Origin of the sequence: Marinicella gelatinilytica (assembly GCF_026410405.1) — a bacterium.
GTDB lineage: Bacteria > Pseudomonadota > Gammaproteobacteria > Xanthomonadales > Marinicellaceae > Marinicella > Marinicella gelatinilytica.
Genome location: NZ_JAPMLN010000001.1, coordinates 19,767 through 36,912 on the forward strand (window position 1 = coordinate 19,767; position 17,146 = coordinate 36,912).

Annotated in this window: 7 protein-coding genes; all 7 read left to right on the forward strand. The window is 43.6% G+C overall.

Annotated elements, in window-relative coordinates:
* The first annotated feature begins 7 nt into the window (after positions 1-7).
* A complete protein-coding gene (locus tag OS173_RS00035; protein ID WP_267182218.1) occupies positions 8-8,344 on the forward strand; it encodes a hypothetical protein in 8,337 nt (2,778 codons plus the stop codon).
* 2 nt (positions 8,345-8,346) lie between these two features.
* Positions 8,347-10,620 carry a Calx-beta domain-containing protein gene (locus OS173_RS00040; RefSeq protein ID WP_267182219.1) on the forward strand — a complete coding sequence of 758 codons (2,274 nt, stop codon included), beginning with the start codon at positions 8,347-8,349 and terminating at the stop codon, positions 10,618-10,620.
* 129 nt (positions 10,621-10,749) lie between these two features.
* On the forward strand, positions 10,750-11,835 hold the full coding sequence (pheA, locus tag OS173_RS00045; RefSeq protein WP_267182220.1) for a prephenate dehydratase: 1,086 nt from the start codon (positions 10,750-10,752) through the stop codon (positions 11,833-11,835).
* 211 nt (positions 11,836-12,046) lie between these two features.
* Positions 12,047-13,159, forward strand: coding sequence for a Glu/Leu/Phe/Val dehydrogenase dimerization domain-containing protein (locus tag OS173_RS00050; protein WP_267182221.1), 1,113 nt, complete (start codon positions 12,047-12,049; stop codon positions 13,157-13,159).
* Positions 13,159-14,325 (forward strand): acyl-CoA dehydrogenase family protein, encoded by a 1,167-nt coding sequence (locus OS173_RS00055; protein ID WP_267182222.1) that lies wholly within the window; start codon positions 13,159-13,161, stop codon positions 14,323-14,325. The genes OS173_RS00050 and OS173_RS00055 overlap by 1 nt, the downstream gene beginning before the upstream one ends.
* A gap of 8 nt (positions 14,326-14,333) precedes the next feature.
* Complete coding sequence (locus OS173_RS00060) at positions 14,334-15,530, forward strand: thiolase family protein (RefSeq protein WP_267182223.1); 1,197 nt, start codon at positions 14,334-14,336, stop codon at positions 15,528-15,530.
* Entirely contained in the window at positions 15,527-17,134 is a 1,608-nt protein-coding gene (locus OS173_RS00065) for a carboxyl transferase domain-containing protein (RefSeq protein WP_267182224.1), read from the forward strand. The genes OS173_RS00060 and OS173_RS00065 overlap by 4 nt, the downstream gene beginning before the upstream one ends.
* Positions 17,135-17,146: the final 12 nt, after the last annotated feature.

A 17,146-nucleotide genomic window follows, 5' to 3' on the forward strand; every position in this document is an offset into this window, starting at 1 on the left:
GATAACAATGTTTAATCAAAAAAAGCTTATGAAAAAATCAGTGTTCAGTCTTTGCGCTCTACTTATGCTGTTGTTAACACCTGTTTCTCAAGCTGCCTGGCCGAATGGTGGTGGTGGCGCTGGATATGATAATGCGGTTGCCATTGAGACATCTGCATCTGGGAATACCTATGTTTTGGGTCAGTTCGAGGGCACTGCTTATTTTGGTGACTTTGAACTAAATAGCGCGGGTCTAAAAGACATTTATTTACTTAAAGTTAAATCAAATGGTGATATTGAGTGGGCCATTAAGGCTGGAGGCTCTTCGCAGGACACGCCCACAGCTTTAGCTGTTGATGAGGCTGATAATATTTACATCGTTGGTTCTTATTATGGCGTGGCTTTTTTTGGGGTTGATGATTTATCAACATCTACTAATCAAAATGGATTTGTCAGTAAAATTAATGCCGATGGTGAATTTAAATGGACTAAGAATGTCGGAACTTCAGGGCGCGAGTTAGTGGTTACGGACGTTGATCTGATCGCAGGTGATAATGCTGTCATTCCGCCGGTTGAAGGATCTGTAATTATTGGTGGTTACTATAAAACTCATGCCACCTTTGGAAATGCAGCGGGATCACCATTAAGCTATACGCCTAATACCAATTTGCACTCAGATTTATTTATTGCCAGATTAGAGCAGGATGGTGACTGGCAGTGGGTGAGAAACCGGGGTAATAATTCAACTTATGCTGAAAAATTAAATCATATGGAAGTCGCCAGTAATGGTCGGGTTTATGCCTTTGCTAAAACCAATCAAACCCAAGTTGACTATTTTGAGAATTTTTCATCAACAGCGCAAAATACAATTCCATCAGGTTGGAACAGCGATGTAGTCGGTAGTTGCAAACATGGTGTCTGGCCTCATAAGTTACCAGGTAATCACAGTCCTAAGTTAGAATTTGCCGGCGCTAATGAGATTAATTCTCAGGCACCTGTTCTCAACACGAGTGGGCTTGATCATATTGAAGTGTCATTTGATTTATGGGAGGGCAGAGATGCTTATGAGGGCAGTGAAGATCCTGATGGTGGCGAAAATCTTGAAATTTATTACCTCAACAGCTCAGGTGTACGTAAACAACTAGATGTCTTTGAAGGCGGTCCTCCAAGATCTATCGAATCGTTGTCATATGTGTTGCCAGCAGATGCTGCACACAATGGTTTTCGCGTGGTTTTTAAATACACGGGGGGGTCTCTGGATTGTTATGATTACTGGCATATTGATAATTTGAAGGTTGTGGGCAGCTATCAACAAAATATTGCCTTTCAGGTGAGTTCGACATTGAGTACGCCACAGGTTGGCCCAGCCACTAATTTACCATTAGGTATTGAAATTAATGATGTGGCCTACAATGATGCCACCAGTCGTTTGATTTTGTCAGCCACTAATAAACAAAGCAATCTGAATTATTGTGGGTTCCAGTCGCAGATTAAGCGTGGTGCTTTTGTGGCCAGTTTAAACATGTCTATGACACCCGCTTTCAATTGCGAATGGGTGGCGCATGCCCAAAATGACAGTGAGTCTCAAGCTGGTGGATTAACATTAGATAGTGAAGGACGTATTTACCAAATAGGTACATTTAAAGGTACGCTGGAATTTAATCCTGTTGATAACCAGTGTTTAGGCAATAGTCAGACCACAGGCCCCGAAACACTGGTTAGTCATGACAATACAGATGATGTATTTTTGGTTTCATACCAAACCAATGGTGTCCAGTGCTGGGCTACCGGCGGTGATAGATTTGATGCCAGTGATTCCTACCCGGCGATTATTGGAGAAATTGAACAGGAGCAAGGTATAGACATCAGTACCGATGGTTTATCAGCGCTATACATTACGGGTAATTTTAAATCCAGTATATTGTTTGGTGAGGTCATGCGCTTTAACGGCCAAGGCAAGACCGATATGTTTGTCACCAGTTGGGGCTTAGATGGCAGACCTTTTCAGGTGGAATCCTGGCCGGTAGGCGTGCCGTTAACAGCACCTGCCAATGCCTACCTTGAAAGCGCCACATTATTACCTGATTTTTATAGGGACGGTGTCAAAATCGATGCCTTAACAGAAAAATTATTTTATTGGGCTCAGCCGATACCCGGGCAACCCAAAGGCAGATTAATTCCGCTACAACCTTTCACTGAAATAGAAGTGCATTGGCGAGTCAGTAGCGTGGCACAAAATGAAAATCGTGTGATTACCATTGGTGGTGCTAACTGGCCCAATGAGTCTTGTAGTGACAGTGTTATCTCAAACTGTTATCAAGTTCATGTATCCGGTGCTCCGGTAGAAATTGAACCGGCCTCTGGCGATTCGTTATTTTTTGAATTGGCTTATGCCGGCGGGGCTGCACAAATTAATAATCGTGTGTTTAATAATGTTACCTCGGGATTTTCCACCTTAACTTATTTTAATGGACCTACGCCTGATCCCAGTCAATATTCTGTCAGTGTTGAGGTTGTCAGAACATTACCATTTAGTGCGACACCTAAGTTTGAAGATAATAAGGCCGCCACCATCGGCACCAAAGTCACCGATTCATATCACAATGAAATCGGTCGCAGCGGTTATGTCGTTAATGAGTTGGCTTTCTATGATGGTGTGGGCACCAGTGCTGCTTATAGTCGTGCGGCAAGAACCGGGAACATTATTCCGGTTAACCGAGTTGCTTCATCAAGACCACAAGATGTTGGCCGATCTTTGGTTGTTGCCTGGTATCATAATAATTATCGAGGTGTATATTGGCCTGATAAGCCGGTTCGGTATAATCCGCAATGGCCCTTTGACCCTGATAAGATTATTATCGCCAGTGAACAAGGTGGCGAAGTATTGGGGCAATTACCATTAGATTCTCAATTGTTTCCATCGGTCAGGCTTTATATACAAGATGATCCGAATTTACCGGGTTATAACCCCAATGATGAACACGCATTGTTTGCGCCGTCAAACACCGGTAGTGGTCATGAAGCTATTTTTGCATTACGATCGGATTTCGGCAGTCAGTTGGTGGGCGATGAAAATGCCGCTTCAGACCCCTATGTTATGGTCAAATACTATGATGAAGTTAGCCAAGAATGGCGTTTTCGGGTATATGAGGTATTGGCAACGGGAGCCGGCTTTAATCAGTTTAATTATACAGGAACTGCGGCCACCACAGTGGCACCACCTTATCCGGTTAAGTTGTTGCCAAGTTGTGGCGAAAGTCGTGCAGTAGGACAGGCTTTCGGTGAACAACCGCCACCCCCATTTTTCCAAGATTATAAAAACCAGATGTGGGCTAAATCTGCGGGCAGTGGTGCTTTAATGTACTATTATCCCTTACAGCCTGGTTATTTCTATGATCTGGATAATAATGACATTCAAGATGATGTTAATAATGATGGAACCCCTGATTTAGATGGTACTTGCGTGCCCTGGTTGGCGAGATTGTCAACGGCTGAGGGCGGTTCTGCTAATCCAACATCCCCCATTGAAGTCAGTTATAACATTACCTGGCCATCTGACGTTCCCCAATTGGTTATTGGTGAAACACTATTGACACCGAAGCGCGGGTTGCCTGATATTAAAAACCAAGCTGCCGTTGAAGTGGTTTATGATGACTTTTATAGCCAGCAAAGCGATCCTTTACCGACCGATACCCTGGCGCAAATGATTGATCCATTGTCGCCACGTTTTGTTCGTTTGGCAGCCATTCCTACTGAGATTGCCAGTGAACAGCAAACTGATGGCAAAAAAGCCATTTTAGGCTCTGCTGACGGCACCATCAAACTGCCGGCTTCTGTCAAAAAGCGGTTGTCGTTTGATCCGCTTAATCAGCGATTAACCTTGGTGGGTTTGTTTAATGAAACCGGTGCCGGAGAACCACTTTTGGTGCCTAATGTGTTGTCAAAGAATGATCGGCTTGTGTTAAAGAAACTTAATGGTGGTGATGGCAGCGAAGAATCCTCATTTAACGGCAATTGTGCGACTGTTGGTTGTAGTTGGGACCAAGCTGTGGAAGCTTTATTCCGGTATTCACGTAATTCTAATGGTATAGTAGAAATTTGTACATCCTCAATCATTCAAGATGGCCAGCGTATTTGTCAGGCCAGTCGCCCGGTTAGTCCGGACGATGTTTTGATTGGTTTCCAAGACAGTAATAACGATTTTGTCCTTGAACCTTATCAAGCGGTGGGTGTGGCCGGTGCTTTAACCGCCGGAAATTCTCAGGGTAGTGGTTTTATGACGGTGGCCTTTAACAATGATCCGGGTTTGAATCCTTTACCGGTTAGTTTGAATGTTATTCGCGTTGACTGTTTGGTTTATCCAGAACCACCGGTAACACCGGACTTAATAAAAACCTACCAGGGTCAATTAAATGTTATTGCACCTGAAAATATATTTGATGAGCAAATCGTCTTGCGTCACAGTGGCGATTTTGGTGGCAATCCTGATTCTCTTGAGTTTGAATGGTTTTTCCATCCGGATGAGGACGGCACACCTCCGCAACCCTTGCCAAACCCTGAAAGCGGTCAACTGAATGGATGGATTAAATATTCTGTGCCCAATGCCATGGGTGCTAATGAAATCACCATTTCCGGTGCCAATATTCAAACTTTATCTGATAACTGGTATGTGGCCAGGTATCGTGGTCTGCCGGCGTGTAATAACACGTCTGATTGGAGTTTATGGGCTGGTCAACCGGGTGGCACGCCGTTAAATGAGCGAGCGCAATTGGCCGAAGGTTGGGTTAAGCGGGTTTTAAATCGGTTAAATCCATTTGAAGCACGGGTGCAAAATTTCGCACAAGCGGCAACCAATAATTATGCCAGTATGCTGATTCAGCTCGGTGAACGTTACGAAGGTGATATTGCCATGAATAACGATCCAAATAACCTGAACAACATAGGATTAATCGAGGCTTATACCACGGTCATGAATCGTGCCATGGATTTGAGTGTTGATGCCACGCCTCCGGTTAATTATCCGCCGGCCAATAAGGCCATTTTACAGGTGGCTTCACGTTTGGTGGATTTTTATACCTTATTAGGTAATGAGGCCTATGCAGATGCCCAAGACCCCATGATTGGTATATCCAGTGATGGTGGTACCATGACCATTGCCAGCACTTTATTTAATTTCCAGAACCAACTGGATTCTTTACTCAGTGAAGAATTGGTGCTGTTACGTGGCCGTGATGATTCACAAGGACCGGTGTCAGCTAATCCGGTCTATAACAGACTGTACTGGAATTTCACAACCGGAGACGGTGAGGTGGCTTATGCTTTGAGTTACAATATTTCAGATCAGGATGATTCAGGGATATTGGATGAATATGATGCTCGGATTCAATTCCCACAAGGTCATGGTGATGCTTGGGGACATTATTTGACCGCCATGGATGTTTACTACAATTTGTTAAGACACCCATTTTATTCCTGGGGTACCACCACCGAAGCAATTACCATTGCAGGGGTACCCAATCAAGTGGACTTTCTTGATGAACGGCAATTTGTAGAAACAGCGGCCGCCAAGGCGCGCACCGGTTCTGAAATTGTACAATTAACTTATCGTTATGCCTATGTGGAAGATCCGGCGGGTCAATACCAAGGTTACGTTGACAGTGATGTTGATCGTGCTTGGGGTGTTAGTGGTTGGGCCAGACGGTCGGGTAGTGGTGCTTATTTTGATTGGGTGACTGCGAACGCCATTATTCCTGATGAAGATAATAATCCTGATCATCAAGGAATAGAGGTTATTAAACGCTCTAATATATTGGATCTCAATGAAATCATTGCCAGTTATAACAATATTCAGGCACAAATTGATAAGGCTGATCGAGGTCTGAATCCATTGGGCTTGGCCTCCGGCGTGGTGCCTTTTGATATTGATCCTGATGCCGTTAGTAATGGTGAAACCCATTTTGAGCAAGTTTATGCGCGTGCCATCGAGGCCATAGATAGCTTGGTGGATGTCTGGGACTTCGCCAACCAAATCACCAACTTAATGCGTCAAAATCAAGACGGCGTCGAAGAAATTGCCCGTGATTCCAGAGCCACTGAAAATGATTTTAATAACCAATTAATTGAAATCTTTGGTATGCCATATGAAGATGATATCGGCCCCGGCGGCACTTATCCCGCTGGTTACAGTGGTCCTGATATGTATCATTATATGTACATTGATGCACCTGCTTTAGCCGGTACGGAGTTTGACTTTAGTTGTACTGAAAGTAACGCTAACGGTGATTGTGTCGGGTATGATCCAAACAACAATAAAGTCGGTGTGGTGAAAGAATTCACCGGATCCTTTAGTCCGGTTGCCGGAGGAATTAACTTTTTCGATATGGGACCGGCACCCATCAATGCGCCACCTGCGCGTAGTCCTCAATGCGCTAATAATCCATTGGGTAAAGGTTGTGCCTTGGGTGAGTTAAATGTAGATGATTCCCTTGATGTGAAATATCGAACAGTTGAATCAGCTGATTTGGGTTTTGCATTTGCAAAACCACCTGAATGGACCACATCTCGTCGTGCAGTTGGTCGTTTGCAAGAAATTCAGCAAGAAATGGTGATGGCTCGTGTAGCCGTCAGACAAGCTTTAATTGATTACGATATATTACGTCAAGATATCCAAGATAGTATCGATGGATTAGAAGCGACATTCAATATCAGCGAAAGTAATATTGATATTCAAAACCAGGCGTCTGCAACAATTAAAGGTTTACAGGCAACAACCTTTACTTTGGAAAAAATTGCTGCTGTTGGTCACTTTGCGGCGGAAGTCATCGATACTTCATTCGAGAATACGGCGGAATGTATACCCAGGAACATGATAGCCGGTTTAGCTGCCGGTGGTGACGTTGCATCCGGTGCCGTATGTTCCATTAATTTCGGTGGTGATGCCACAGCGTTTGCCATTGATAAAGTGGCTGACGGTCTAGAGCAAGTGGCCAGTATGACTGACTACGCCGCTGAATTGGTTGGCAATGCCGCTGAAACAGAGGTAATACTCAATGAAACGGCTTTGGACTTATATGATGCCTCAGGTGAAATTTCAGCTTTATTACGACAAGAGCCTGCTTTGCGTGCTGAAATATATGCCCGTGCTGAGGCCGCGAAACAGTTGATTGGTCAGTACAATACGGCTCTGAGTGATGGTCTCGAGGTCTTTGAGCAATTGGTCTCATTCCGTAGAAAAGGGGCGGCAGAAGTTCAAGAGTATCGTTATGAAGATATGGCATTTCGAATTTTCCGTAACGATGCCTTACAGAAATACCGGGCGGCTTTTGATAATGCTGCGCGATATGTCTATATGGCAGCCAAGGCCTATGATTATGACACCAATCTATTGGGTTCTGATGCCCAGTCAGGGCAGGGCTTTTTAACCGATATCATCCGTGAACGGAGTATCGGACAAATAGTTCGTCGCGAACCACTTGTGGGATCTAAAGGGTTATCTGATCCAATGGCCCGTATGAAGCTTAATTTTGATGTCTTAAAAGGTCAAATGGGCTTCAATAATCCACAAATTGAAACCAATCGTTTCTCGTTACGTTATGAGTTATTCCGAGTGCCCAAAGATGATAGCAGTGATGAAACCTGGCGACAAATATTGGCCGATCATCGGGTCGATAATTTATGGGATTTACCTGAATTCAGACGCTTTGCCCGTCCTTTTGCGCCGGAAAGTGCCGGTCCGCAGCCTGGTATTGTTATTACTTTTGATAGTAACGTCTTATTTGGACTGAACTTTTTTGGCAATAAATTAGGTCCCGGTGACAGTGCCTATGATGCCAGTCAGTTCAGTACCCGTGTGCGCGGAGTGGGGACTTGGTTTGAAGATTATACCGGACTGTCTTTATCGAATACCCCTCGCATGTATCTATTCCCAGTGGGTGCAGATATTCTTAGATCACCATCGGCCAACGATTTTAGTATGCGAGAGTGGCAAATTGTGGATCAAAAAATTCCGGTACCATTGCCTTTGGGCTCTGGGGATTTAGATGCCTTTGATTGGTTACCCATTATTGATAACCAAATTGGTAATAGTACTGATATTCGCCGCTTTTCACAATACCGAGCGCACCATTTCAGTGAACCTTTTGATGGTGGTGAAATTATTTCCAGTTCGCGTTTAATAGGCCGCTCTGTATGGAACCGTAAGTGGATGATGATTATTCCCGGCGCCAGTTTCCTTAACGACCCCAATGAAGGATTAGATACTTTTATCGAGGGTAATTTAATTCAGGGTAGCGGGGGTGATCGCGATGGCAATGGGGTCAGTGACATTCACCTGTTCTTTACAACCTACTCATACTCAGGAAATTAATTATGAATAAGCAATTAATGATAAAAATCGCGCTGTTTGTATGTTTAATATCTTTCAGTGTAGAAAAAATTGAGGCCAAACTGTCTCAGCCTGATTATGTGCTTTATGGAACTGCCACATGGTTTGGTGGTCCTTTGGCAGTGGAATCTGAGATTTCATTGTATTTAGAAAACCAACTGTTGACAGTTACAAAATATTCCATGGGTACCGTAGATGCTTTGAACGGGTTATATGCGCTACGTGTGCCGATGGATAGTTTGGATCCGCGCAGTTATGGTAAGGCGCGTCCAGGCGACCCTGCGACTATTTTTATCAATGGTAAAAAAGTGGCTGAAATAATAATAGGTGAATATGGTGTTGCAGAACGTTTGGACATTGATCCAAGTAATTTAGCCGGTGACCAGTCGGTGGTTAACATCATGGACGGTCAAATCAAGGAAGGGGATTCCGGTCAAACGGATGTTATGCTAACCCTGACTTTATCAAAAGCATCAACTGAGTTGGTAACAGTTGATTGGACAACCTTAGAACAAACAGTTGCAAATGCGGCGCAGGGTGGTGAAGCGTGTGACTTTGATGTAGACTTTATCCATTCAAATGGAACTGTTGAGTTTGCCATTGGTGCTACAACCACTTTTGTTTCAGTTCCAATTTGTGGTGACTCAATAATTGAACCCAGTGAAACTTTTGAAGTGTTTATTAATAACTCGCAAAATGCCATGACTCAATTTGATAGAGCCATAGCGACCATTCTTGATGATGATGGTCAGCCTCAGTTGAGGGGGTTTGATCAAGTCATCTTTGAACCTGAAAGTGGGATGATAACGCAGTCGTTTAATGTTAAATTATCACGTGCTTATGAACAAAATGTCACCGTCAATTACATGACCCAAGCCGTTTCAGCGACTCCTGGTAGTGATTTTATACCCGTTTCAGGGATGCTGACCATTCCGGCAGGTGATCAAGAAGCATTTATTAATATCGATGTTTTGGCAGATAATGATGATGAAGGGATTGAGGTATTTCGTCTGGTGTTAAGTGAACCAGTAAACGCCACTTTAGTCAATAACCCGATGACGGCTTTTATTATGGATGCCAATCGAGACGAACAAACCAAACCGGATCAAGATCGAGGTGTTAATAATCAAGATGTACCGGCATTAACCAGTCCCACAGATGTGGTTTTCGCACCTAATGCTCATGATGTTTATGTGGGTACTTTGTTCCAGGGTGGTCATATTGTTCATTTGGGCTTTGATAACGGTCGTCTGCCTTTAAAACAGGTCATTAATAACCAATTAGTTGGTTTTGAATCGGCTTTATTAAACAAAATTAGAGACGTAAAAATGGCCGCTGACGGCACAACGTTGTATGTTGCAGCCAGTGGCGATCACGCCATTAATGTCTTCAGTCGGGATACGCAAACGGGTCAGCTTAGTTTGCTACAAGTAATTGAAAATGGCAGTCCAGATGATATGGGATTAGGAGAAGTTTATGCCATGGCATTGAGTCCTGGTGGTGCTCACTTATATGCTGTTGGAAGTTTATCTGATTCTGTGGCTGTGTTTGCGGTTGACGCGCTGGATGGTCAACTAAGCTACGTTGAACATGAGACCAATTCGGTTAATGATCCAAGTGATGTTGGACCACCGGTTGTTTTTATGGATCGACCAATAGATATTAAAGTTGCAGCGGATGGTTCTGCTGTATATGTTGCTGCTGACTATTCTTCAGCGCTGGTTGTTTTTGAACGTGATGGTACTGACGGCTCTCTAAATTTTAAAGAGAGTTTTAAATCTGGTGTCAATGGTGTTCAAAATTTAGGTGGTGCAGCTGCCTTGTGGGCCACCAATGATAATGAAAATGTTTATGTCGTGGGTCGTGCAGATAATACTGTGGCCCGTTTTACAGTGAGTGCTTCAGGGCAGTTAAGCTATGCCGATGCAGTGACTCAGGTTGATGCTGATTTTATTGGATTAGATGCGCCGACTGCCATTATGGGTAATGGTGATAACAGTCGAATTTATGCCCTTGGATTTGACGATTCCAGCATGGTTTCATTTAACCGTGATGTGATTGATGGGCATTTAATTTTTGCGGATATTGAACAAGATAATATCAAAGATGTGACAGACTTAGCCGGACCCATTGGTATGGATTTAAGTGCGGACAATCAATGGATATTAGTGGCGGCAGCGATAGACAATGCCATTATGGTTTTTAGAACACATCTTAATGATCTTATCTTTGATGATGGTTTTGAGGAACAGCCTTAAACTTAATTTTAAGCATTTGAGTTATAAAGCCGATTGTTATAACGATAAACTTTCGGCTTTTTTTATGTATTCAATGAAGCTTTTACAAATGTAACGTGTAAAATGTTGGTTTTGCCGTTGTATAACGCTATGAATGACCAACAACTGCCCGATCTGAATATTTTACGAGAACAAATTGATGGCATAGATGCACAAATTCAGTCGTTAATAGCACAACGTGCCGGAATTGCCAATCAGGTGGCGGCCAGTAAACGTAGTGATAAGAATGCCATTTATTACCGACCGGAAAGAGAATCACAGGTGTTAAGAGCGGTCAAAGCCCGAAATAAAGGGCCTTTATCAGATGAGGTTTTGGTGCGACTTTTTCGTGAAATCATGTCAGCCTGTTTGGCTCAGCAAAAACCCCTCAACATTGCTTTTTTAGGACCGGAAGGCACTTTTTCAGAAATGGCCACCTACCGCTATTTTGGTCATTCAGTACAAGCCATGCCTGAAGCCAGTATTGATCAGGTTTTTTCGGAAGTGGAAGCCGGAGTGGCTGATTTTGGGGTGGTGCCGGTGGAAAACTCCACGGAAGGGGCTGTTAACAGCACTTTGGATATGTTTTTATCCTCGCCTTTAAAAATTTGTGGTGAAATTGATTTGCCGATACATCATTATCTGATGAGCAAGCAGGAAAAGCTTAGCCAGGTTAAGGTTATTTTCTCTCATCGACAATCCTTAGCCCAGTGTCGCGCTTGGCTGAAAGCCAACGCACCGGATATTGAGACGGTTGCGGTATCAAGCAATGCAGAAGCGGCACGTCGAGCCGCTTATAGTGAATACGCCGCAGCCATTGCCGGACAAGCCACTGCGGCAATTTATGGTTTGTATATATTGCATCAGGAAATTGAAGACCAGGCCGATAATGCCACTCGGTTTTTAATCATTGGTCGACAATTATTGGCTGCCAGTGGTGACGATAAGACCTCCTTAATGATTGCAGCTAAAGATGAACCCGGATTGTTATATCATATTTTAAGACCGATGAATGAGCAGGGCGTCAGTATGACTCGCATAGAGTCAAGACCCTCAAAAAGAGGGCGGTGGGATTATGTGTTCTTTATAGATATGGAAGGTCATGTTGACGATGAGCCGATTGTCAAAACATTGAAAGAAATACAGCGTTTTACCCAACATGTTAAAGTACTGGGCTCTTATCCTAAGTCTGTCTGAACGAATGCGCTGTGGATGCAATAAAAACATGATTACTGTATAATGGCGCACGCTCTGAGGAGCGTTAACCCGAATATAAACAGACTTATTCAAAAGGCCCATAAGTGACCCGATGGTCAATCTTCTGGGGGACACCCGATGATTTTTTATAAAAAATCTTTCACATAATCAAGCGCAAGCCCTAATAAGGCTTGGGTCATGAGGAAATAGTATGAATATTTTTGAAACCATTGATAAAACTGAACACGAACAAGTTGTTTTTTGTCATAACAAGGATGTTGGTTTAAAAGCCATTATTGCCATTCACAACACCGTTTTAGGCCCGGCTTTAGGTGGCTTACGTATGTGGCCTTACAAAACTGAACAAGAAGCGGTCAAAGATGTACTGCGTTTATCCAGAGGAATGACGTACAAAGCTTCGGTCTCCGGATTAAATTTGGGTGGCGGTAAAGCCATTATCATCGGAGATCCAAAGAAGGATAAATCAGAAGAATTGTTCCGTGCTTTTGGACGTTTTATCAATTCCTTAGGTGGTCGTTATATCACTGCTGAAGATGTGGGTATAGACGTTAACGACATGGAATATGTTTTTCAAGAAACCAAAAATGTGGTGGGAGTTCATCAGGTTCATGGTGGTAGCGGTGATCCATCACCATTCACAGCCTATGGAACCTACCAAGGCATTAAAGCCAGCTTAGAAAAACGTTATGGTAATCAAAATGTGGGCGATTATAGTTTTGCCGTTCAAGGCGTTGGTCACGTGGGTTTGGAGTTGGTTAAACTGTTACATAAAGATGGTGCTAAAGTTTTTGTGACGGATATTGATAAAGAAGCCGTTCAATTTTGTGTTGATGAGTTGAATTGTGAAGCGGTTGGTTTGGACGATATTTATGATGTTCAAGCAAATGTTTATTCGCCCTGTGCTTTGGGCGGTACAATTAATGACGATACCATTAATCGCCTTAATTTTGATATAGTTTGTGGTAGTGCTAACAATCAATTAGAAGAAAATCACCACGGCGATGAATTAGAATCAAAAGGCATTGTTTATGCCCCTGATTATGCGGTTAATGCCGGTGGTTTAATGAATGTGTCGATAGAATTGGAAGGTTATAACCGTGAGCGTGCATTACGCATGACCCGTAACATTTATTACAACATTAAGCGAATTTTTGATATTGCTGAGCGTGATGGTATTCCTTCATGGAAAGCAGCTGATCGCATGGCTGAGGAGCGCATTGAGAAAATGGGTCGGGTAAAACTACCTTTTATGAGTCAGAATCATGTGCAGTTTTCAGGTCGTACTAAAAACGGGAACCAGTAATGGATTTTGATGTAGCCGTCAGTGAAGAGCTTGAGTTATTGCGAGACACCGTCCGTAAGTTCACTCAGGAAGAAATTACACCGCGAGCTGAGCAAATAGACCGAGATAATTTATTTCCTGCCGATTTATGGCAGAAAATGGGTGATTTGGGTTTGTTGGGTGTAACGGTTCCAGGTGAATACGGTGGTTCTGATTTGGGTTATTTGGCTCATTTGCTGATTATGGAAGAAATTTCTACCGGCTCTGCTTCCGTGGGTTTATCGTATGGGGCGCATTCAAATTTGTGCATTAATAACCTTTATAAGCACGCCACTGAAGAACAACGAGAAAAGTACTTGCCGAAATTATGTTCCGGTGAATATGTGGGGGCTTTGGCCATGAGTGAGCCGGGTGCCGGATCAGATGTGGTGGGCTCCATGAGTTGTCGAGCAGTTAAAGACGGTGAATACTGGGTCGCAAACGGCACTAAAATGTGGATTACTAATGGTCCTGAAGCCGATGTGCTCATTGTCTATATGCGTACCGCCGGAGAAGAAGCCGGCTCTAAGTGTATGACGGCTTTTTTAGTGGAAAAAGGTATGCCCGGTTTTTCCACTGCTCAAAAACTCGACAAACTCGGTATGCGTGGTTCCAATACCTGTGAGCTGGTGTTTGAAGATTGTCGCATTCATGAATCACAAATTTTAGGTGAAGCCAATCAAGCGGTTAGAATTTTAATGTCAGGTTTAAACACTGAGCGCCTGGTGTTATCCGGTGGACCATTAGGCATTATGCGGGCGGCATTAGACGTGACGGTTCCTTATGTCAGTGACCGCAAACAGTTTGGTCGTGATTTGGGTTCGTTTGGTTTAATGCAAGCTAAAATTGGTCAAATGTACAGCCAGTATCAAGCCGCCAAGTATTTTGCTTACGGTATTGCCCGTGATTATGATGCGGGTATTGAGTCCCGTTTAGATCCCGCAGCCTGTTTATATTTTGCATCAACCCGCGCTGTTGATGTGGCATTAGAAGCGATTCAGGCACTGGGTGGAAATGGTTATATTAATGAATACCCAACCGGTCGTTTATTACGTGATGCCAAATTATATGACATTGGCGCCGGTACCAATGAAATTCGTTTAATGCTGATTGGTCGAGAACTCTATCGACAAGCTAAACTTAATTGAGAAAACAGATGACTGAAATAAATCCCCAAGATGTCTATATCGTCCATGCCAAAAGAACCCCAATTGGTTCATTTCAAGGCAGTCTAGGAACAACGCCTTCACCACAATTAGGTGCCGCTGTTATTCGGGCATTAATGTCTGAATCAGGTATCAACACCGCTGATGTTGAAGAGGCCTTAATTGGTTGTGTGTTACCTGCAGGTGTTGGTCAAGCACCAGCCAGACAGGCTGTGTTAGGTGCTGAGATGCCCATGAGTGTGCGTTGTACAACAGTTAATAAAGTGTGCGGTTCTGGTATGAAAACCGTGATGATGGGTTACGACACTGTTAAAGCAGGTTCTGCACAGGTGGTGTTATCCGGGGGCATTGAATCCATGTCAATGGCACCTTATTTGTTGCCAAAAGCACGCAGCGGCTACCGAATGGGACATGCACAAATGCTCGATCATATGTTTTTTGATGGTTTACAAAATCCCTATGATGGCAATATGATGGGCCACTTTGCAGAATCTTGCGCTGATAAGTACAACTATAGTCGTGAAGCACAAGATGAATTTTCCACTGAGTCTGTTAAACGAGCTGTCAAGGCCATTGAAAGTGGCGCTTTTAAAGCTGAAATTGTACCTGTGACTGTTAAACAACGTCGTGATACTGTGGTGGTTGATACTGACGAGGAACCAGGTGGTATCAATTTATCAAAAATCAGTCAATTACGACCGGCATTTAAGCCAGAAGGTGGCACAGTAACAGCCGCCAATGCCTCAAAAATTTCTGATGGCGCATCCATGACCTTGCTGGCCAGTGGTGAATATATCCAACAGAACCAACTGAAACCGATGGCCAAGATTGTTGGTCATACTCAGTTTGCGCAAGCGCCGGAATGGTTTACGACAGCACCTGTAGGTGCCATAGATAATCTTTTGAAAAAGATTAACTGGTCCGTAGAAGATGTTGATTTATTTGAGATAAATGAAGCCTTTGCCGTAGTGACTATGGCCGCCATGGAGGAACTTAATATTCCCCACGATAAAGTCAATGTTAATGGTGGAGCCACCGCCTTAGGACATCCAATCGGTGCTTCAGGAAACCGAATTTTGGTGACTTTATTACATGCTTTAATAAACCGCGGCTTAAAACGTGGTATCGCTTCATTATGTATCGGCGGTGGAGAAGCCACAGCCATAGCTGTTGAGATGTGTGAATGAAAGTAATTGACAGTCAAATCGATGCTTTAAGTGGTGCGTTCTTAGAAAATAATGCTTTTATGACTTCCTTGGTGGATGATTTAAAAACACAATTGGCTAAAACAGCCCAAGGTGGTTCGGAGAAATCTCGAAAAAAGCACCAAGACCGCGATAAACTTTTGGTGCGTGACCGCATTAATTTATTACTCGATCCCGGTAGTCCATTTTTAGAAGTGGCGGCACTGGCGGCACATAATATGTACGACAATGCAGCGCCGGCTGCTGGTATGGTGGCAGGTATTGGTCAGGTTCATGGTCAACAAGTGATGATTGTGGCTAATGATGCCACCGTAAAAGGTGGTACTTATTTTCCAATGACTGTTAAAAAACACTTGCGTGCACAAGAAATTGCGTTAGAAAATCATTTGCCATGCGTTTACTTGGTGGATTCAGGTGGGGCTTTCTTACCTTTGCAGGACGAGGTGTTTCCCGATAAAGAACATTTTGGTCGAATTTTTTATAATCAAGCACAATTATCCGCAAAAAACATACCACAAATAGCTGTGGTCATGGGTTCCTGCACGGCCGGTGGTGCTTATGTGCCGGCGATGTGTGATGAGGCCATCATTGTTAAAGAGCAGGGTACCATTTTCTTGGGTGGTCCGCCTTTGGTAAAAGCCGCCACTGGTGAAGAAGTGGATGCCGAGTCCTTAGGTGGTGCTGAAGTACACTCCAGTGTGTCCGGCGTTACCGACCACTTTGCTGAAAATGATGAACATGCCTTGCAAATGGCGCGTAACGTCTTAAACTTTTTAAACAGACCGAAACAAGATTGGTTAAAGCAACAAGAACCTCGTAAGCCTCTTTATCCGGCACATGAGTTATATGGCATTATTCCGCAAAGTACCCGCACACCTTACGATGTTCATGAAATTATTGCACGTTTAGTGGATGGTTCTGAATTTCAGGCGTTTAAAGCTAAATATGGAACCACGCTGGTGTGTGGTTTTGCTCATATCAATGGCTATCCTGTAGGTATTGTAGCCAATAATGGTATCTTATTTTCGGAATCTGCATTGAAAGGTGCTCATTTTGTTGAATTGTGTAATCAACGCAATATACCTTTGGTATTTTTACAAAACATCAGTGGTTTTATGGTGGGAAAAAAATACGAAAATGAAGGTATCGCCAAGGCCGGTGCTAAAATGGTCACTGCGGTGGCTTGTGCAGCCGTACCTAAATTTACCGTCGTGATAGGGGGGTCTTTCGGAGCCGGAAATTACGCCATGAATGGCCGCGCTTATGGTGGACGTTTTATGTGGATGTGGCCCAACGCCCGAATATCGGTCATGGGCGGTGAGCAAGCCGCTTCAGTATTAGCCACCATAAAACAAGACGCTTATGACAAAGTCGGTAAACAATGGCCAGGTGATGATAAATCAGAATTTACCCAAACCATAAAGCAACAATATGAAGATCAAGGAAACCCCTATTACGCAACAGCTCGGTTGTGGGATGATGGCGTTATTGATCCTGCCGATACCCGCACAGTACTGGCATTAGCCCTTGAGACCAGCTTAAATGCCCCGGTAGAAGATACCCGTTATGGTATTTTTAGAATGTAAGAGACCTTTGAG

Excerpts from the sequence above, each read along its gene's own strand:
- OS173_RS00035 (WP_267182218.1), top strand. The coding sequence starts at position 8 with ATGTTTAATCAAAAAAAGCTTATGAAAAAATCAGTGTTCAGTCTTTGC.
- OS173_RS00040 (WP_267182219.1), top strand. The coding sequence starts at position 8,347 with ATGAATAAGCAATTAATGATAAAAATCGCGCTGTTTGTATGTTTAATA.
- pheA (WP_267182220.1), top strand. The coding sequence starts at position 10,750 with ATGAATGACCAACAACTGCCCGATCTGAATATTTTACGAGAACAAATT.
- OS173_RS00050 (WP_267182221.1), top strand. The coding sequence starts at position 12,047 with ATGAATATTTTTGAAACCATTGATAAAACTGAACACGAACAAGTTGTT.
- OS173_RS00055 (WP_267182222.1), top strand. The coding sequence starts at position 13,159 with ATGGATTTTGATGTAGCCGTCAGTGAAGAGCTTGAGTTATTGCGAGAC.
- OS173_RS00060 (WP_267182223.1), top strand. The coding sequence starts at position 14,334 with ATGACTGAAATAAATCCCCAAGATGTCTATATCGTCCATGCCAAAAGA.
- OS173_RS00065 (WP_267182224.1), top strand. The coding sequence starts at position 15,527 with ATGAAAGTAATTGACAGTCAAATCGATGCTTTAAGTGGTGCGTTCTTA.